Raw genomic sequence first — 20584 nt, 5'->3', positions numbered from 1 at the left:
TGAAAAGTAAAAAAACACCTTTTGCGTTAAAATAGTGCAAAAGGTGTTTATTCAAATTATCCGCGCATTTGATCGATTAGCTCTGGACGAAATTCTCCATCACGTAACATGGCGATTTCATGTTTATACGGCGCTAATTTGTTTTTCGCATCACTACCTACAAATGGCGTTTCTAAAATTTTAGGTAAGTGCATTAACTGTGGGTGATGTACGATATATTTTAATGTGTCAAAACCAATTTCACCAAAGCCAATGTTTTCATGACGGTCTTTTGCCGCACCACGTACATTTTTCGAGTCATTAATGTGTAATACTTTTAAACGATCTAAGCCGATTGTTTTGTCAAATTCATTTAACACACCATCAAAATCGTTGACGATATCATAGCCTCCATCATGAATGTGGCACGTATCCATACAAATCGAAAGACGTTCATTATTACTCACTCCATCAATAATTCGTGCTAGTTCTTCAAAGTTACGGCCAATTTCAGTACCTTTCCCTGCCATAGTTTCTAGTGCAATTTGAACTGGGTAATCTTGCGCTAATACTTCATTTAATCCTTCGACAATTTTAGCTATCCCTGCATCAACACCCGCACCCACGTGAGCACCTGGATGTAAAACGATTTGCGTAGCTTCAAGTGCCGCCGTACGTTTGATTTCTTCTTGTAGGAAGTTAACACCAAGCTCAAATGTTTCAGGCTTTGTTGTGTTTCCTAAATTAATAATATAAGGTGCATGTACAACGATATTTGACATACCGTTTTCTTGCATATGCAGTAGGCCCTTCATAATGTTTAATTCTTCGATTGGTTTACGACGCGTATTTTGAGGTGCGCCTGTGTAAATCATAAATGTATTGGCACCGTAACTTAGTGCCTCTTCACTTGAGCCAAGCAGCATTTTTTTACCGCTCATCGAAACGTGTGATCCTAATAACATCCTTTTTCCCCCTAAACAACAAACCGGCTGCATAGAGTTTTCTAAGCAGCCGTATTCGCAATTTTATTTATTTGTACGACGTTTAATACGACGTTCGCGTTTCTTGATTTTGTCCATTTCCCAACGCATATTACGTTTGTAGCCTGGTTTTACTTTCTTTGGCTTACGTACCATTGATTTGGCTTTTACATCAATTTCGTCTTCTTGACGCTCACCTTTACGGCTAGCACGTTGGTGACGGTCTTTTAATTCGGTCCATTCACCATTTTTAATGTCTTTTTGAACGAATGGAATACCCATTTTTTCAACACGTACTAATGCATCTTCATCTTCTGGATTGAATAATGTGATGGCAGTACCTTTTGAACCAGCACGTGCAGTACGACCTACACGGTGAATGAAGAACTCTAAATCTTCAGGAATTTCATAGTTAATCACGTGTGAAATTCCTTGAATATCAATACCACGTGCAGCTAAGTCTGTCGCTACGATGTATTGGAATTCTAAATCGCGAATTTGCTTCATCATTTTTTTACGATCCCGTGGAGAAAGATCCCCATGAATTTGACCTGCGCGAATGCCTTGCTCTGCTAAATAGCCAGCAACATGTTCCGCTGTTTTACGTGTGTTACAGAAAATAACCGCTAAGAACGGGTTAATACCTTTAATAACGTCCATTAAACGAGAATTACGTGATTTAGAACGTACAGGTACTAATACAAAATCAATACCTTCCGCAACCGGGCGTTTGTCATTCATATGAACATGAACTGGTGAATCCATGTATTTCTTTAAGAACGGCTTTAATTTTTCTGGAATCGTTGCTGAGAACACGAACATTTCTAATTTTTCAGGCATGTGAGAAGCAAAGCCATCAATTTCTTCAATGAACCCCATGTCGAATGCTAAATCTGCCTCATCGATTACTAAAATCGGCGCAGTGTGTACTAAAAGTGCGTTTTCTTTTACTAAGTCTTTAATACGACCTGGTGTACCGACAACAATTTGAGGTTGTGTCTTTAAACGATCGATTGTACGTTGTTTGTCCGTACCACCAATAAATAGCTTAGTCGAAATTTCTGTACCTTCTACTAATTGGTTTAACGCATCAAAAATTTGTTGCGCTAATTCACGAGTTGGTGAAGTGATTACCGCTTGTACTTCTTGTTTGTTTTCTACAATACGCTGTACGATAGGTAATAAAAAACTATGTGTTTTCCCTGTACCTGTATGCGCTTGTCCGATTGCACTCTTACCTTTTAATACGAGTGGAATTATCTCTTTTTGGATAGGTGTCGGTTCTGTAAATCCAAGTTTTGCAATGGCGTCCTGCAAAAATGGCTTGAATTGATAATCAGTATATTTTGACATTTTTCGTACCTCCTTACATCTGTCCTATTGTACCATGTTTCGTACATTTTAGTGACCATCTGCATATCATAACGATAAATAGAACTGCCGTCAAACAGTTAAGACAAAATTTTAAAAGAAATGCAACTTTTGATGACGAAATTGAGGAAGGAGCTCATTATGCGACGACCATTTTACATGCCTCCTGGGGGAATGATGCCGCAAATGCCCGTTACCCCACGCTTTCCGATGTATGCACCATATATGATGAACATGCCGATGAATGCGCGCATGCCTATGAATACTATGCCCATGAATGCTATGCCGATGAATTCTATGCCCATGAACTCTATGCCTCCCATGCCGCCACAGATGCCGGTAGCAAACGCTGCTGCTGGAACACCTCGCTTGGAAGGTTTTTTATCAGGTGCCAATAGCCTCTTTGAAAATGCGCAAAAATTCACACCTTATATCCAACAAGCAACGCCAATGCTTAAAAATCTTCCAGCCTTATGGAGAATGTACCGAGGTTTTAAAAGTTCCCCAGATATACTAGAATCTTCAACAATTGTAGCACCTGTAGAACAACCACCTAGACAGCAACGCGGATCACGTCAACCACAACAGCCAAATGAACCAAGAACACCAAAACCATCCTTACCAAAAATTTTCCAACCCCCGTTAGAATGAATCTAAAAGTGTTTTAGTAACGGTTTAGTTTTAATATTAGAAAAAATAGTTCACACCAAATAGCATGAATTATTGTGGCATCTTTATGGATACCCTTGATAAATTTATCGTTTCCCGAACCCAATGAGTAAGTGGGAGTAGTTGAAATAGCTAATAAAGTTATTTTCTTTTGAAGTAAAATAATAAGAGGATTACTACAGTTCGTGTGTAGTAATCCTCTTTCAAGTTGTTAAAAAATTATTAGATACAATTTTGACTACATGAAAGTTAATCTTGAAATAATTCAGGATTATAAATTATAAAAATATTATACAAATCATAAAACTTCCAAAAAATAAAATTAAGTATATCTCTGCCATCAAGGTAAAAATATACTTAAAACTACAGCATATTTACGTTTAGTCCCAATTTATATAGTAAATTTCCCACCATGATAACAATAGTAAATTTCAGCTTTAAGATTTTTTACTTTTCTCAAAGACTGTTCTGCTTTCTCAATATTTAAACAAAAGTGTGGATTAGCAATCACCAATTCATGATTCTCATGAACAGCTGCATCACCTGTAATTACACTTTTTAAACTTGGAAAATATAATGAAATATGCCCTGAAGTGTGCCCAGGTGTTGCTACTACTCTACATTTGTTATCTAGAATCATATCACCATCATGGACCTTTTCATCAATTGAAACATGCTTCAAATTCTTTAATTGCTGTATAAACCATTTACCAAATTCGATTTCCTCATTTTGCATGTTTTCTAGCATTTCTTCGGCTTGAACCAATCTCTCTGACTTCATTTCACCACTAATGTATATTGATTCAATTTCACTAGATATAATGTTAATCCATGGATACTTTTCTTTGAAATCATATAAGGAACCTATATGATCATCATCATAGTGGGTAATGATTATATTCTTTAAATTCTCCATTTCATATCCATTTTTTAAAATTTCATTTTCAATTAAAGTTAAAAAATTTGTATAACCTGTATCGACCAATGTTAATTCATTATTTGATATAATTAAGCTTGGATAAATATAATTTTTTTGTCCATTAAATTCAAATTCAATTGGTAGTTCTAATATCTTCATTTTCTTCCCCCATATTGCTCGATTATGAAACATTCGATGCACCTTTTTATTAAGTAAGGGTAGGCTTATTAGAAGCATAACAATCCCTAGTACTAAAAAATATAGTGGCATCGCAAGGACTGTTCCGTTATGGAAAATGCAAATACCATAGATTGTAGCGCTGACGAGTAAATAGTAACCTATGCTAAATATCGCTCCCGCAGATCCATTTGACGTCTTGAAAGTCAATGAGCGTTAAGCTTAAACAGTTTGGTAAAGCGGTCCCTGTACCAAACAAAATAATGAAGTAGCTTGGAAAATGGTAGCTTCACGAGTTTAATTTTTTCGATAATACAATCATATGTACAAGCTGCTGACCTGCTTCAAAAATAGGATGATCGTAATGATCGATAAAAAAGTTATCAATTTGGTGTGACTTGGTAAACCCACATGCCTCGTAAAATGGCATCGTTAGCGGACTATCTCCAGTCCCAACCTGCATTGTATGACCACGCTTTTTGAAATGTTCACAAACAAAATCCACCATTTGCTTGCCGTAGCCTTTACGCTGTTCGGTAGGCTTCGTCGCTAAATTTTTTAATTCAAACAATCCATTTCTTTCATGAGTTACAACACACACCGCTTTTACATCACCTTGTATGTCTTCAAAAATAAATAACTCCCCGCGCTTTAAATAACGAGCAATCATACTTTCCTGTTCATCTGCTAATAGCAGTAGATCCATATATACTTCCTTATTCTCAAACACTTGGCGAATCATTGTTCCACCCCTATTGGTTGCCCCAAATTTGACCTAGCTCTACAATTTTCAAATGCACGTCTGCTTCTGCTATTCGCTCGGTCGCCACTTCTCCAACACTATGCATACCAACACAAACACTGTGAAGAGCCTGCTCAAACATTAGACGGTCATTAATATCATTACCAAATGCAATATATTGTGACACACCTAAACGTTCAAGCCCTTTAATTTTGTTTAAATGCTGTGAAAAAATATCCAGAATTCCTTCTTCTGTATATTCAAACGTTGTAACTGGCCATGTTTTTACATGCTGCATAACATTTGTTGGCGGATTAAATAATAATACCTTGGAAAAACCCTCTAGCTCATAAATCGAGCGTTTAGTTGCCTTATTTGCACTATCAATACCTTTATACATGGGGTGATCGACACTTCCTGTATACGCATAATCCCAATCACTATCTGCCAAATACGCTAATTGATACTTTTCAACTAGCTCAATAATTTGCTTTTGAATATTTGACTGTAAAAATTCCACTTCTATATGCCCACCTACATACGTAAAAGCACCATTACTGCCAATCATGCGACAACGATGTAGAGATTCTGGAAGAACCGGCAACATATCACGAATCGGACGTGCCGATGCAAAAATGATTTCATGCCCCTGCGCTTGAATCGTATGTAATGCGTTCACAATTTTCTTATCTAACGGTGCCCCCTGAAAACAAATAGTACCATCTAAATCAAATACAAAAATCATATTTTCACCTCACACAGTAATGATACATAAAATTTTATGAATTGGAAAATTCCCTCGATTATTTGTACTTTTTGAATCAAAATTCAAGAAAAATCGGCCTGGCTTCTTTAGCAGCCTCTATAATATTAAAAATAAATTTTATATTCCGTATTGAGTCAAATAAAAAAGCTCTAATGTGCATGCAATAGAGCTATCACCTTATGCAATAACTGAGCTTTCCTCTAATTCTTTTTCAACCGCTTTTAATAACTGCTCTGCTGTTTCCTCTTCTATCAATTCACCATTAACAATTGCAAATAGCTGACACTCGCATATTTCACAATTTGATGTACAGCCTGATTCTGTGATTTCTACATCATCACGTTCCAGTAAAACATCATAAACATCGGCCGAACCAAGTGAAATATTCGTCATACAAAACTCCACTTGATTTTTTAAGTCCTTCTTTCTTTTAAAAAATGAAAATGCCATATTTCATCCCTCCAAAATACTATTGCTATCATTATACAAAACATCTAGTACAATTTTCTGTTAAAAAAGCAAAAAATCACAAAGTTTTGAACAATCAACGACTTTTCTTACGAAGCTTGCTACTAATCAATTACGCAAATACCACTATTTATTAGTAACCGAACTTTGAATAATCCTATAACGTCCTATATAATAAATATTACAGAGCTTTGAAGGGAGTTTCGTACAATGAAAGTCATTAAAATTACCCCACGTGGTTATTGCTATGGTGTTGTAGATGCAATGGTTATCGCACGAAATGCAGCACTTGATAAAACTTTACCAAGACCAATCTACATTTTAGGTATGATTGTACACAATAAACATGTAACAGATGCATTCGAACAAGATGGAATTATCACATTAGACGGTGAAAACCGTAAAGAAATTATTGAGCAAGTTGAACAAGGGACTGTTATTTTCACTGCTCACGGTGTATCACCTGAAATCCGTGAAATTGCAAAACGTAAAGGACTTGTAGCAATTGATGCAACTTGCCCTGATGTTACGGTAACACATGATTTAATTCGTGAAAAAACAGCGGAAGGTTATGAAATTGTTTACATCGGTAAAAAGGGACACCCAGAACCAGAAGGCGCAATCGGGGTTGCTCCTGAACATGTTCACCTTGTTCAATCAACACGTGATATCGACAATTTGACATTTGTCAGTGATAAAATTTTAGTTACGAACCAAACGACAATGAGTCAATGGGACGTTGCTTTTTTAATGGATAGTTTAAAAGAAAAGTTCCCGCATATCGAAGTACACAAAGAAATTTGCTTAGCAACACAAGTTCGTCAAGAAGCGGTTGCAGAACAAGCGGGTGCCGCTGATTTATTAATCGTAGTTGGCGACCCAAAATCAAACAACTCCAATCGTTTAACACAAGTATCTGTAGAAATCGCCGGTACACCATCGTACCGTATTTCTGATATTTCAGAGTTAAAGCTAGAATGGTTTGATAATGTTGAAACGGTTGCGATTACAGCAGGTGCATCAACACCAACACCTATCGTAAAAGAAGTGCTTGCTTTCATCGAAAAGTACGACAAAAATGATCCTTCCACACATACTATCGTTCGTTCAGTAACACTCGACAAAATTCTACCGAAAATTAAAGAACCAAAGCCCGTTGAAAAAATCATGCCCCATTAATATAAAAAAAGTGTCCGAGAACTATTTCTTGGACACTTTTTTTTAATCTCTTTACTTATTCACCAAAAAAGTATTGATTTACAGGACGACCTACACTGCCGTATTGGATGTCTACACGAATCATTTTGTTTTTTTCCATATAATCCAAATAACGACGCGCTGTAACACGAGCTACTCCAATTCCTGATGCCACATCATCAGCAGATGCCCCTGTTTCACATTCCTTTAAATATATAAGCACCTTGTCCATCGTCGCGCGGTTAAAGCCTTTCGGTAAATGCTGCGATACTTTTACTAATTGCTCTGGTTCTTCATTTATTGGCTGCCACGCTTGTCCAATCATTTCATCTAGCTCGGCTTGCGATACATCACTTGCTGAAGACATCTTTTCTTTGAACTTGCGATATTGAATTAGTGCTTGCTCCATACGTTCAAACGTAAACGGCTTCATAATATAATCAAACACACCTAGATGTAAAATTTGCTGAATCGTCTGTACATCATTCGCTGCAGTCACCGTTAAACAATCCACGTTTAAATTTTCAGAACGAATTTGATGCAGTGTCTCGATACCGTCTTGCTCTGGCATAAAAATATCCATCACAACTAAATCCGGCTTCAGCGCTTTAATTTTATCGATTCCTTTTTTACCATCTGATGCCATATCCATAACTTTAAACCCTTCAACACGCTCGATAAACTGGCGATTCACTTCGCGTACCATAGGATCATCTTCTACTAGCAATACTTGAATCGTTTTCAAGTGAAAAGCCCCCTCATTAAAACTCAAATGTCAAAATAAATGTTGTCCCCTTGTTTACTTCACTTGATATTTCAATTGTTCCATTACCTTTTTTAACAATTTCATTAATTAAAAACAAACCTATTCCCCGATTAGCATTTTGCTTTGTTGAAAAACCGCTTTCCAAAATATGTTCCTGATGCTCTTGCGGTATGCCTACTCCATTATCCGATACCATAATGGCAATCATCCCATCATTATCATCAATCGAAATGAGTATTTCCTTATACTCACGTTCGACACCTACTAGTGCATCAAATGCATTTTCAATCAAATTCCCGAACAACAGTACAAAATCATGGTGGTCTAAAAGCGCTGGAAAATGGGTTAATTGACTTTCCTCGTCAATTTTCACGTCGATTCCTAGTTCTTTACCACGGCTAATTTTACTCAGTAACAGCCCCGAAATATTTTCATTATATATACGCTCGTTTAAAAATTTTGTTACTTCATCATGCTGAATTTTCACTTGAGATAAATAATCAAGCGCTTGCTGATGATGCCCTAACTGCAGTAATCCGGCGATTGTATGAAGTTTATTTTTATACTCGTGTGTTTGGATACGAAGTGCTTGTACAAACGCCTTTACACCAGTCAATTCTTCTGCAAGCTGCTTAAATTCAGTTAAATCTTTGAATACTGCAACCGCACCTACCGTTTTTCCGTTTACAAAAATGGGAATACGGTTACTTAAAATGCTATGACTATTCACATAAATTTCTTGGTTGTACACAGTGCGACCACTTTCCACAATTTCTGGCAAACGCGTATCAGGTAACACGTCAAAAATATACTTTCCTATATATTTTTTCGGATTACCCCTAACTCCTAAAATTTTGCTCGCCTTTTTATTGAAAATCGTAATAATCATATCTTTATCGACAGCGATAATTCCTTCATGCATCGCGTTGAAGGTTTCATTAAGTTCTACATATACCTTCGCAATTTCTTGAGGCTCAAGGCCAAACATCTGATGTTTAATATGGCGGCCTAATGTATGTGCACCCCAAATACTAAATAAAATAGACAGCACGACTGTTACAAAAATTTCATTTACATGTTGCTTTAATATATCTAAAAACGTAGGGAGCGCAAAGCCTACAACTACGACACCAATTTGCTTTCTTGCATCATTTAAAATAGGTACAAATGCTCGCACCATTTTCCCTTGTTCTCCTATTGCTTTTGAAATATAATAATTTTCACTAAATGCTGCGTCAATATCCGTCGAGTTGCTTTTTTGTCCAAGCTGATTTGGAGATGGATGCGATAATTTGATGCGGTCCATATTCATGACAACTATGTACTCTGCTTTATTTATTATTTTAATATCGTATATCATTTTATTAATATTGGTTTGAGCAAGCTGTAAATTATCTTGTTCTAATTGTTTTTGGATATCCGGTAAATCAGATATCGTACGTGCAACAAGCATGGCGCGCTGCCCTAATGTTTCTTCATTATTTTGCGCTAAATTACTTAATAATAATGTACCTGCAACTAAAAAGGAAAAGGCGATTATGAAAAAAGTTAGTAATACAATTTTTCCATTCATCGTTAATTGTTTTGTTTTCATTTTCCGCCTCCTTTTTGCTATATAATATAACAAACAACTTCTATTTGTAGTCAATTTTGCAAACTATTTTTAATATTCCAGAAAAAGAGGCGATTATTATGCGTTTTTATATCATTACAGCTTTTATAACAATTGCTGCACTAATTATTTCCATTTCATTTCGCTTTGATTTTTGGAATCAGCGCGATCTTCCCTATGATGATGAACAAATCGGACTTAAGGATCAAATCGTTATCAACTTTAGTCATGTTGTTGCTGAAAATACCCCAAAAGGACTTGCTGCGAGTAAATTTGCCGAGCTAATTAATGAAAAATCTAACGGCAATATGATTGTTCATATTTATCCAAACGGAATTTTATACAATGATAAAAACGAACTTGCTGCATTAAAAGAGGGTGACATCCAAATGATTGCACCAACCTTTTCAAAACTGACCGAAGAGCTCCCATCATGGCAAGTACTCGACCTACCTTTCTTATTTGAAAACAATGAACAAGTATATGAAGTGCTACATGGTCCCTTAAGTGAACAGCTTCTAAAAGAACTTGAATCTATACATATCCATGGACTTACCTTTTGGCACAATGGCTTTAAACAAATGGCAGCAAAAAATGGTCCGTTGCTAGACACTTCTGATTTCATAGGTCTAACGATGCGCTCAATGCCAAGTAAAGTACTGATTAAACAAATCCAATTACTCCATGCAGAGCCTATTGTAACGTCATTTAATGATTTGTATGCGTCGATTCAAAATGACACAATTGCCAGTCAGGAAAACACAATCTCTAACATCTACTCAAAAGGCTATTACAAGATGCACCCACATATTACACAATCTAATCATGGGATTTTGGCATATAGCGTTTTAATGAACGAAGATTTTTGGAACAGCCTAACAAAGCAACAACAACAAATAATAACGGAATCCATCAATGAGCTTCAACGCTGGCAGCATGACGAGGCAGTCAAACTCAATGCCGAAAATTTACAACAGCTTCAACGCTCTGGTCAAGCACAGCTCTATACATTAACAGAAGCACAACGTAACGAATGGAAAGAAGTACTGCAACCTATTTATCAATACTATGAGCAACAAATTTCAAAAAACTATTTAAAACAACTTCGAGAGGAACTTTCAGAAGTAAATAATTGAACATAATGAACAAAACTTCGCTACTTATCAAAATAAGTAGCTTTTTTATTTTGTTATAGTACAAATTCAATTTTAGAAACATCAGTAATATAACAACAAAACCCCCTATGTATCAATAGCTCCCGTATTTTTCGAGCAATTTTGAACAAAAAGAACGATAAGTTTTTTATTATCAAAATAAATATTTTGAATAATCATACGCTATCATTGCAAATGTAAACGTTATCATATAAGAAAATTACATTTCGCTTTACTTAACGAAAAATGCCGCTTTTCTTATGTAGATTTCTTTGAGAAATTTATACATACTTATCTACCAAATTTTTTCTAGGAGGAAGCAATCGTGAAACTATTAAAAAATCTAACTATCCAAGTTATAATCGCGATTATTTTAGGGGTAATCGTAGGGGCAATTTGGCCTGAATTTGGAGCAAGCTTAAAAATCTTAGCTGATTTATTCATCAAGTTAATTAAAATGTTAATTGCACCAATTATCTTCCTAACAGTTGTTATCGGTATTGGTGGCATGGGCGATATGAAAAAGGTTGGGAAAATCGGAGGGAAAGCATTACTTTACTTCGAAATCGTATCAACTATCGCACTTGCAATCGGTATTGTGGTTGCTGTTACTGTAAACGCAGGTGCTGGAATTGACACATCAAAAGCTGCGGATGCGGATATTTCTAAATATACAGACGCTGCGGATGCAAATAGTGAAGCTGGTTTAAGTGGGTTCATCTATGACATTATTCCAGAAAACTTCGTAGGTGCGATTGCGTCAGGTGCATTACTTCCAACATTATTTGCTGCTGTACTATTCGGTATCGCTGCTGCATCTTTAGGTGAAAAAACTCGTCCAGTTATTACGTTCTTTGAGCAAGTATCCGAAATCTTCTTCAGAATCGTAGGAATTGTAATGAAATTCTCACCAATCGGTGCATTCGGTGCAATGGCATACACAATTGGTAACTTTGGTTTAGATTCGTTAAAATCACTTGGTTTATTAATGGCAGCCGTTTATATTACAATGTTCTTATTCATTGTTATTGTATTAGGTTTAATCGCGAAATACTTCGGCTTCAACATCTTCCGTTTCATCGCATACATTAAAGAAGAAATCTTTATCGTAATTGGTACATCTTCTTCTGAATCGGCATTGCCATCAATGATGCGCAAGTTAGAAAACTATGGCTGCGGAAAGCAAGTTGTTGGTTTAGTTGTCCCTACAGGCTATTCATTTAACTTAGACGGGACTTCTATTTACTTATCAATGGCGGCATTATTCATTGCACAAGCTTACGGTGTAGATTTATCTTGGTTAGAAATTGCAACACTTCTAGGGGTATTAATGATAACATCTAAAGGGGCTGCTGGTGTAACAGGTTCTGGCTTCATCACATTAGCTGCAACACTTGCCGCATTCCCAATGGTTCCAGTTGAAGGGATTGCATTATTAATCGGGGTTGACCGCTTCATGTCAGAAGCACGTGCTGTAACCAACTTAATTGGTAATGGGGTAGCATGTGTCGTTATTTCTAAATCAGAAAATGACTTTGACGAGGAAATGGCTGCAAAAGCAATTCCTGTAAAAGCATAATTACAAAAGCTCCTCATGCATCAATGAGGGGCTTTTTTGTATTATCAATTACACCTCAGCGTAATCCCGTCCAGATTTTTTTTTAAGTTTACTTGAAAAAATCCCCTTAAAATCTGTGACATCCGCCGGGACTTAGCCTAACACGATGGTGGTCACTCAGGATTTTCCGCACGAAGTTAAATTTTCCTGTTTCTCTTTTCAAACAGTAGCTATGTTAAACTATTAGATAATTGGAAAAAATTGAGGTGAAATTTTATGCCTGATTGGTCATATCATCCATTAAAAAAAATCGCATTTTCGAAAATTGAAGCTAAAAAAAGCCGGCAATTTATCCATTATTCCATGAGTACCATAGCTTCTCTGCCAGGTGGGAAACATGTTATTGAATTTTTAGGGCACAATGCAACAAGCTCACTTTTGCATAAACAGTTAAACAACACAAATTTTAAGTCGCCCATTGGTTTGAGTGGCATGCTTGATCCTGAATTAACCGGAACCAAGGCCTTTCAAGAGCTGGGCTTTGGCTATATTGAAATTGGCCCGATTGTTTTCCGAGCACCTACTACCCAAATCGCCCCACAATGGCAGCAAAATCAGATTGCCTTTTCCACTTCAAGTGAAAAGGTAACACTAAAACGAGCATTACAGGTCGTTGTTGCAAATAAATTTCATGTGCCGCTATTTGCTCGCTTAGATGAAAGCCTATGTACAGTAGATTTACAGCGCTGTATGGAACAGCTTTCACCGTTTGTTGATGGTTTCTTTTTATATTCAAAACAGCTTGAGTTGCTTCGTTATGAAGTTGGCGTACCGATCTATCAAATTCTCTCGGCAAATCAGGTGCAGTCCTCAATTCAGCTTGCAAACTCCATATCTGGCGTTGTAATTGACGCCCCATATTCAAATAGAGGAGACCGCCTAATCGAACAAGCAGATGGGTTAAATCTACTTCAAGAAGCCGTCCAGCTCATGAAAAAGCAATTTTCAAATCTCCCAATCATTACGAATGGAGCAATAAACGCTCCTTCAGATGCGCTTATTTTAAATAAAGCGGGAGCAGATTTAATGATGCTAACAGAAGGCTATGTAAATGCAGGTCCAGGGTTACCAAAGCGAATACACGAACGGCTTTTAGTAGATAAAATGCCCTCCCATTCTACATCGCAATGGCATTGGTCCTTTCTATTTGGCCTTTCGATTTTTATTGGTGGCTTCATTGCACTCTATTTTGCACTAACAACTGTCATTTTACAGTACGATGAAAAATTTATTGGACTAACGAGTAGTCAATTATTATTAATTAATCCAAAAATAATAGCATTTATGGCACATGATCGGATGTCGCTCGCGGGGACGATGATTTCTGCAGGTATTTTGTATATGACACTAGCCTATTTTGGATTACGTCGGCAGCTTCATTGGGCGAAATTAACCTCTCATAGTGCCGCAATCATTGGCTTTTTAGGTATTTTACTATTCATCGGCTATGGTTATTTTGATTGGTTACATGGATTATTTTGGTTGGCACTTCTCCCTATCTACATTATGAGCTGGCGTGAAAGAAAGAATCTCAAAGCCAGTCCGCAAAGTTGGCATGACACAAATGACCTTGCATGGAAACGTGCTGTTTATGGACAACTTTTATTTGTCATACTCGGATTTTCATTATTAATCGGCGGCTTGGTAATTTCGACAATTGGCATTACAACCGTTTTCGTTACAACAGATATTAGCTTTTTATGCATGGACGCAGCTACGCTACAAGCTATTAGCGACCGTTTAATTCCTGTAATTGCCCATGACCGAGCTGGTTTTGGTAGTGCGCTTGTCAGTGTTGGTATACTTGTACTTTGCTTATCACTTTGGGGATTCCGCGCAAGCGAACGCTGGCTATGGTTTACTCTTGCTTTTGGTGCACTTCCTGCGTTTTTAGCGGGGATTGGAACACATTTTGCAATTGGATACACAAGCTTCATTCATCTAGTACCACTCTATTTTTTATGTGTGCTTTATGTTGTCGGCTTAGTATTATCCTATTCTTATTTAATGCAACAGCCAAAATAATTTTACAACCTAAAAAAGTTGCTCATTTCGGATTATCAAAATGAACAACTTTTTTTTGCTTTTATATAAATTTAAACGGCTCTGTATGGATTGTTGATTGAATGAATGTTACTGGAAGTTTTTTATCCCCACATAAGGCAGTCATTTTTTCTGCTACCCCTTTAATCATTACCTTTTCCACATGATGTCCTGGGTCGACGATGCATAGGCCATTCACCTCTGCATCTTGCGCCATATGGAAGCCAATATCTCCAGTCACAAATACATCCGCCCCCGCAAATTTTGCAGTTTTAATGTATTTGTTGCCGTCTCCACCAACAACCGCAACCTTCTGAACGACACGATCCAATGGCCCTACTACGCGTAATGCAGGTACATCTAACTGCACCTTCACAAACTCTGCAAATTCGTGCAATGTCATCGGCTCTTTCAGCTTACCAATTCGACCTAAGCCTTGCTCGTTTGTTACTATATCCATTATAAATAAATCATAAGCTGGCTCTTCATAGCTATGTGCATTTAACATCGCTTTCAATACTTTATTTTTTATTGATTGTGGGAACACTACTTCAATTTTTTCTTCGCTCTCCACATGCAATTCGCCCACTTCTCCTACAGTCGGATTCGCTCCATCTAATGCGCGGAAACGTCCCTCACCTGCAACTGTGTAGCTGCATGCCTCATAATTCCCGATTTGACCTGCGCCAGCTTTTGCTAACGCTTCACGCATCCTATTACTTTCAGCAACTGGTACAAATACAGCAAGCTTCATCATTTTTTCTTCGTAAGAATAATCTAAAATTTGTCGATTTTCTAGTTGTAAGGCATCCGCTAATAAATCATTAACACCGCCTGGAGCGACATCTAAATTTGTATGCGCCGCGTAAACCGCGATATCATTTTTTAAACACTTTTCGTACAGCGCACCTTGTGGATTATCTGTACGTAAATTGGATAGTTTCATAAAAATTGGTGGGTGATGGGCAATGATTAACTCACAGCCCTGTGCAATTGCCTCTTCTACGACTTCATGCGTAACGTCTAATGTCACTAACACCTTTGATACCTGTTTATTTAAAGTTCCAATCGCTAAGCCAATCGGGTCATTCGGCATGCAGGCATACTTTTTTGGTGACCATGATTCAAAAAGTTGAATGATTTCGTTACCGTTTACGTTTTTCACGCAATCGCCCCCTGTACCAACGCAATTAAATGTGTTAATTCATCAAACTTTGCCTTATTTTCGTCTGTTTGTTCGGCATTACTAATCGCTTGTTGTACACGCTGCCAGTTTGCTACTTCTCGAGACCATTTTTCCACAAATACCGCACTTTTTGTGTTCATTAACTTTGGTCCTAGTAATGTTTGTGCTTCATTTAAATCCATCGAACCGCGTTGCAATACTAGTACTTCATACACTTTGCCATCTTCTTGTAAAATCACTTCATCCTGCAATGCCCATCCATGTTCAAGTGCCCATTCGCGGATCGCCTTTGCATGGATATTCGGCTGTAAAATGAGACGCGTCACATTTTTTAAGGCTTGTGGGTGTTTTTCTAAAATGGATACGATTAACGGACCACCCATACCTGCAATTGTAATAGCTGTGATACCATCTGCTTCTTCTACTGCTGCAAGGCCATCTGCTAAACGCACCGTAATTTTTTCTGATAGCCCTTCTGTGCGCACCTGACGTACGGCTGAATCGTAAGGACCTTTTACGACTTCACCCGCAACCGCACGTGCTGCAATCCCTTTATGTACTAAGTAGCATGGTAAATAAGCGTGGTCACTGCCGATATCAGCTACGACTGCTCCTGTTGGTACAAATGACGCCACTGTTTCCAATCGTTTTGATAATTTTTGAGCGTTCATAAAAATAGTTCCTCTTTTCTATATAACAAATTACTTTCATTATATAAAAATTTCTATGACACGTCTCGCTTAAGTCTTTTACAAAACAAAAAAGTGCAGAAATAGATTGTTCTACTTCTACACTTTCTACAATTATAGTCCTGAAATATATTCAGCTACTGCTTGAGCCTCTGCTTCTGTTTTTAAGATAGCAGGCATCGCACCTTGACCGTTTAACGCTACTTCTTGAATATGAGCAGCATCTAAACCAGCAATTGCAGGCGCAGGACCTTGACCTTGTAAGTCACCACCGTGACAAGAGATACAGTTCTTTTGAGCAACTTCTTCACCGCTGATTTCAGCTGTTGCACCTGAACCTTCCCCATCCGCACTGTTTTTATCAGCAGCACCCTCAAATGACATGAAGAAAATTAGACCGATACCGAATACCATGATAAGAACGTAAGGAATAAGTGGATTGTTTTTCATTGAGTTCCCCTCCCTCATTAATTATTCTTTTTATTGTGGGTAAAAAAGAATAAACTTTTCTAGTAAATCCACAACAGAAAAGACGTTATTTCGAGCCATTATGACACGAAATATGTTTTTCTAACTAAACAAAAGTCTAGTAAACAATTCTAATTGTACTTGATTCTGTAAAAAACGAAAAGACCTAACCAACAAGTTTTACTAGCTTTGTAACATTTCTTCCATTTTTATATAACATTATAAGATATGTCTTGCAATAACCATTTTTTGAACTTCGGAAGTCCCTTCACCAATTTCAAGCAGTTTTGCATCGCGCATAAAACGTTCCACTTCATATTCTTTCATATAACCATAGCCACCATGGATTTGAATTGCTTCATCACATACTTCCATGGCCATTTCTGAAGCATAGTATTTGGCAATCGCTGCTTCTTTACTAAAAGGACGTCCTTGATCTTTAAGCCATGCCGCTTTATAAACAAATGTTCTTGCTAATTGGATTTTTACCTCCATATCGGCAAGTTTAAACTGTGTTGCCTGAAAGTCCGCTAATGCTTTGCCAAATTGCTTGCGCTCTTTCGAATATTGTAGCGCTTTATTTAATGCACCTTGCGCAATCCCAACTGCCATTGCGGCTATACCAATTCGTCCACCATCAAGCGTTGTTAAAAATTGCTTAAATCCATTACCACGAACACCGAGCAAGTTTTCCTCTGGTACATGCACATCCTGCAAAATCAATTCAGTCGTATTCGAGGCATGTAGGCCCATTTTTTCATAATCTGATTTAATTGTAAAACCAGGCACATCGGTCGGTACAATGATCGAACTAATTTCTTTTTGGTTACCAACTCGATCTGTAATTGCTGTCAATGCTAGATGCTTGGCATAGCTCGCATTTGTAATGAACACCTTCGTACCATTAATTACGAATTCCCTATTATTAAGCGTGGCCGTTGTTTCTGTTCCCCCTGCATCTGATCCGGCATTTGGTTCTGTTAATCCAAATGCGCCAAATGATTCCCCTGTACAAATCGGCACTAAGTATTTTTGCTTTTGTGCTTCTGTGCCAAATAAATTCAAAGGCGCACCACCTAAAGAAATATGCGCCGAATACGTAATACCAGTTGATGCACATACACGGCTCAATTCTTCCGTTACAATCGCAAAGCTAATTGTATCTGCACCACTCCCACCATATTCTTCAGAAAACGGTAAGCCCATAATGCCCATTTGCGAAAGCTCATTAAAAATTTCAAGTGGAAATTCTTTTGTTCGATCACGTTCTACCGCCCCTGGTGCTACCACTTCATCTGAAAACTCCCGAATCATTTTTTGTAACATTGCTTGCTCTGTCGATAAATCAAAATGCATTGTATTCATCCTCTCAACCAACGTAGTTTACAAGTTTATTGTAATCTAAAAATTGTTATTTTTACAGAAAATACATACATTTTAGAGAAATATTCGTTATATTCATATTTTCGCAGACATTATTATTTTGAATGTTTTTTTGTTTCCTATGGTTATTTTTATAAGGGTCGTTTTGCTTTGCTTGGGGAATCCAACACGATGTTGGTTAGAATGCGTTGCCATACGAAGTGGCGATTTCAGCATTCGAGTCACTTTTTTTCTAAGACTCAAAGATTCGCAGTTAACCTAAAATTTCCAGAAAAAAAGCTTGTTTCATTCCTATTTGGAAATGAAACGAGCCTTGGTTCATTATTAAAAATACATCCACGTGCCAATAATAATAATTAAGCCAAGCACGCCTGAAATGGAAAAATAAATAATACGCATAATAATTCCGCTTAATAACCAAAATATACAGTTCACAAGCAGTAATATATAGAGCATTTCATTATTGCCATCAAAATAAGAGGTACAAACTTTTAATGTAACACCTAGTGCGGCAAGTGCAGTCGCTAGTTGTAGCATCGTCGCCAATATCTTATTTTTCTTGGCGAAATACATCGCTCCAACTAAGCAGCAGGAAGCAAAAACACCAGCAACGCCAATCACTACCCATTCATATTGGATTGTGAAAAGCAACAAAACGATTACAGACGCAACTATTGGAAAAAATGTTGCCATGCTAAGCTTTTTACGTTTCTCAATGCTTATTACTGCATTTTTAGCTTTGCCTTCAATTTCTTCACTATGATTGCCTTCTGAATAGAGCGTCATTAAAAAATCGCAATAATGCCCAGGTAATAGCTTATTTTGTTTCCAAAATGTAATTTCATTTATAATAATTTGCTTTTTTTGATTTGACATAATTTCGCTCCAAATCTAGTAATATGTATTTTATTATCCCTTTTATTGTAAGTAATTAATGTCAACGAATCATCAGTAAAAAGTAGCATCATAGATTCAAAAACCATTACCTTTATACTAACAAATTCAAATTAGCCTCAAAAAAAGATTGTTCAGAAATTCCTTTCCGAACAATCTCTTATCAATTATACCAAGGCGTCTACCGTGGCATTGTGCCAACACGATATTAGTACAAAGCCGTTGTCACAGGTCGTGACGCTCTTAGACGTTGTTCCTTTAGCTTAATGGGTTTGAAGCTCTACTGAATTAAGTACATACTTGCCATTCATCCCCACTTATAGAAGTAGGGAGATTCCGCCAAAAAAGTTAAACCAATTTTATTCTAAGAAATCTTTTAAGCGTTTTGAACGAGATGGGTGGCGTAGCTTGCGTAATGCCTTAGCCTCAATTTGACGGATACGCTCACGTGTAACACCAAATACTTTCCCTACCTCTTCTAATGTACGCGTACGGCCATCATCTAAACCGAAACGTAATCGTAATACGTTTTCTTCACGGTCTGTTAATGTGTCTAGCACGTCTTCTAATTGCTCTTTTAATAATTCGTAAGCCGCGTGATCTGCTGGAGATTGGGCTTCTGAATCTTCGATGAAATCACCTAAATGTGAATCATCTTCTTCGCCGATTGGTGTTTCAAGCGAAACTGGTTCTTGTGCAATTTTTAAAATTTCACGTACTTTTTCAGGAGTTAAATCCATTTCTTCTCCGATTTCCTCTGGAGATGGTTCGCGACCTAAGTCTTGAAGAAGTTGACGTTGTACACGAATTAACTTGTTAATTGTTTCTACCATGTGTACTGGGATACGAATTGTACGTGCTTGGTCAGCAATCGCACGAGTAATCGCTTGTCGAATCCACCATGTTGCATAAGTTGAGAATTTGAACCCTTTACGGTGGTCAAACTTTTCAACTGCTTTAATAAGCCCCATATTTCCTTCTTGAATTAGGTCTAAGAATAACATTCCGCGCCCTACATAACGCTTAGCAATCGAAACTACAAGACGTAAATTCGCTTCAGCTAATCGTTTACGCGCTTCTTCGTCACCTTGTTCAATACGTTCTGCTAAACGAATTTCTTCTTCAGCAGAAAGTAAATCTACTCGACCAATTTCTTTTAAATACATACGAACTGGGTCATTAATTTTAACGCCAGGAGGAACGCTTAAATCGTTTAAATCAAAAACTTCCTCGCTTGATTCTTGCTTTGAAAGTGCTTCTTCTTCAAATTCTTCTTTACCTTCAACTGTTACATCACTTTTTTCGATTTCATCTGCAAAGTTGAAAATTTCTTCGTTTTCTAATTCAAAAAATGCTAATGTATCTGAAATTTCTTTCATCGAAATTTCGCCAACTGATTTTGCTTTTGCTAATAGTTGTTTTTTAATTTGTTCTAATGAAACACCGTTTACCATCGTATCTTTTGAATGTTTTGACTTATCCGCCATAAACCTTCCTCCT

The 20584-nt window shown here is 37.2% G+C and carries 19 protein-coding genes; 5 read left to right on the top strand and 14 right to left on the bottom strand.

Annotated elements, in window-relative coordinates; genetic code table 11:
- Positions 1-56 precede the first annotated feature (56 nt).
- Both O7776_RS05425 and O7776_RS05420 read right to left on the bottom strand, forming a co-directional pair.
- Entirely contained in the window at positions 57-944 is an 888-nt protein-coding gene (locus tag O7776_RS05425; RefSeq protein WP_274309598.1) for a deoxyribonuclease IV, read from the bottom strand.
- A gap of 63 nt (positions 945-1007) precedes the next feature.
- On the bottom strand, positions 1008-2315 hold the full coding sequence (locus tag O7776_RS05420; RefSeq protein WP_274309597.1) for a DEAD/DEAH box helicase: 1308 nt from the start codon (positions 2313-2315) through the stop codon (positions 1008-1010).
- Between the two features lie 159 nt (positions 2316-2474).
- Between O7776_RS05420 and vrrA the strand changes: the two genes are divergently transcribed.
- Positions 2475-2984, top strand: coding sequence for a VrrA/YqfQ family protein (gene vrrA, locus O7776_RS05415; protein WP_274309596.1), 510 nt, complete (start codon positions 2475-2477; stop codon positions 2982-2984).
- A gap of 409 nt (positions 2985-3393) precedes the next feature.
- On the opposite strand, the gene O7776_RS05410 is transcribed toward vrrA, so the two are convergent.
- The 4 genes from O7776_RS05410 to O7776_RS05395 form a co-directional block, all read right to left on the bottom strand.
- Positions 3394-4080 (bottom strand): MBL fold metallo-hydrolase, encoded by a 687-nt coding sequence (locus O7776_RS05410; protein WP_274309595.1) that lies wholly within the window; start codon positions 4078-4080, stop codon positions 3394-3396.
- A gap of 307 nt (positions 4081-4387) precedes the next feature.
- Positions 4388-4840 carry a GNAT family N-acetyltransferase gene (locus O7776_RS05405; protein ID WP_274309594.1) on the bottom strand — a complete coding sequence of 151 codons (453 nt, stop codon included), beginning with the start codon at positions 4838-4840 and terminating at the stop codon, positions 4388-4390.
- Positions 4841-4850: 10 nt separating this feature from the next.
- Positions 4851-5585: an HAD-IIB family hydrolase gene (locus O7776_RS05400; protein WP_274309593.1), complete on the bottom strand. Its 735-nt coding sequence runs from the start codon at positions 5583-5585 to the stop codon at positions 4851-4853.
- Positions 5586-5783: 198 nt separating this feature from the next.
- The gene (locus tag O7776_RS05395) at positions 5784-6056 is read right to left on the bottom strand and encodes a YuzB family protein (protein WP_274309592.1); all 273 of its coding nucleotides are present in this window, start codon (positions 6054-6056) and stop codon (positions 5784-5786) included.
- A gap of 228 nt (positions 6057-6284) precedes the next feature.
- Between O7776_RS05395 and O7776_RS05390 the strand changes: the two genes are divergently transcribed.
- Positions 6285-7253 (top strand): 4-hydroxy-3-methylbut-2-enyl diphosphate reductase, encoded by a 969-nt coding sequence (locus O7776_RS05390; protein ID WP_274309591.1) that lies wholly within the window; start codon positions 6285-6287, stop codon positions 7251-7253.
- 55 nt (positions 7254-7308) lie between these two features.
- On the opposite strand, the gene O7776_RS05385 is transcribed toward O7776_RS05390, so the two are convergent.
- Together O7776_RS05385 and O7776_RS05380 are read right to left on the bottom strand one after the other, a co-directional pair.
- Positions 7309-8016: a response regulator gene (locus tag O7776_RS05385; RefSeq protein ID WP_274309590.1), complete on the bottom strand. Its 708-nt coding sequence runs from the start codon at positions 8014-8016 to the stop codon at positions 7309-7311.
- Between the two features lie 16 nt (positions 8017-8032).
- The gene (locus O7776_RS05380) at positions 8033-9631 is read right to left on the bottom strand and encodes an ATP-binding protein (RefSeq protein ID WP_274309589.1); all 1599 of its coding nucleotides are present in this window, start codon (positions 9629-9631) and stop codon (positions 8033-8035) included.
- Positions 9632-9729: 98 nt separating this feature from the next.
- On the opposite strand from O7776_RS05380, the gene O7776_RS05375 reads away from it, so the two are divergent.
- From O7776_RS05375 to O7776_RS05365, 3 genes are all read left to right on the top strand, one after another.
- Positions 9730-10785, top strand: a complete 1056-nt coding sequence (locus O7776_RS05375) for a DctP family TRAP transporter solute-binding subunit (RefSeq protein ID WP_274309588.1) — start codon at positions 9730-9732, stop codon at positions 10783-10785.
- Between the two features lie 343 nt (positions 10786-11128).
- A complete protein-coding gene (locus tag O7776_RS05370; protein WP_274309587.1) occupies positions 11129-12382 on the top strand; it encodes a dicarboxylate/amino acid:cation symporter in 1254 nt (417 codons plus the stop codon).
- 255 nt (positions 12383-12637) lie between these two features.
- Positions 12638-14446 (top strand): beta/alpha barrel domain-containing protein, encoded by a 1809-nt coding sequence (locus O7776_RS05365; RefSeq protein WP_274309586.1) that lies wholly within the window; start codon positions 12638-12640, stop codon positions 14444-14446.
- 61 nt (positions 14447-14507) lie between these two features.
- On the opposite strand, the gene O7776_RS05360 is transcribed toward O7776_RS05365, so the two are convergent.
- The 6 genes from O7776_RS05360 to rpoD all read right to left on the bottom strand — a co-directional run bounded on the left by O7776_RS05360 (position 14508) and on the right by rpoD (position 20571).
- Complete coding sequence (locus O7776_RS05360; protein ID WP_274309585.1) at positions 14508-15629, bottom strand: Nif3-like dinuclear metal center hexameric protein; 1122 nt, start codon at positions 15627-15629, stop codon at positions 14508-14510.
- Positions 15626-16321 (bottom strand): tRNA (adenine(22)-N(1))-methyltransferase, encoded by a 696-nt coding sequence (locus tag O7776_RS05355; RefSeq protein WP_274309584.1) that lies wholly within the window; start codon positions 16319-16321, stop codon positions 15626-15628. Before O7776_RS05355 ends, O7776_RS05360 begins: the two co-directional genes overlap by 4 nt.
- Before the next feature lie 132 nt (positions 16322-16453).
- Positions 16454-16789 carry a c-type cytochrome gene (locus tag O7776_RS05350; protein ID WP_274309583.1) on the bottom strand — a complete coding sequence of 112 codons (336 nt, stop codon included), beginning with the start codon at positions 16787-16789 and terminating at the stop codon, positions 16454-16456.
- Positions 16790-17026: 237 nt separating this feature from the next.
- Positions 17027-18163, bottom strand: coding sequence for an acyl-CoA dehydrogenase family protein (locus tag O7776_RS05345; protein WP_274309582.1), 1137 nt, complete (start codon positions 18161-18163; stop codon positions 17027-17029).
- Positions 18164-18514: 351 nt separating this feature from the next.
- A complete protein-coding gene (locus tag O7776_RS05340; protein WP_274309581.1) occupies positions 18515-19066 on the bottom strand; it encodes a hypothetical protein in 552 nt (183 codons plus the stop codon).
- Positions 19067-19443: 377 nt separating this feature from the next.
- Entirely contained in the window at positions 19444-20571 is a 1128-nt protein-coding gene (rpoD, locus tag O7776_RS05335) for an RNA polymerase sigma factor RpoD (RefSeq protein ID WP_241368124.1), read from the bottom strand.
- Between the last annotated feature and the right edge of the window lie 13 nt (positions 20572-20584).

The organism is Solibacillus daqui (assembly GCF_028747805.1).
Lineage (GTDB): Bacteria > Bacillota > Bacilli > Bacillales_A > Planococcaceae > Solibacillus > Solibacillus daqui.
This window is presented reverse-complemented; position numbering and strand designations above follow the sequence as displayed.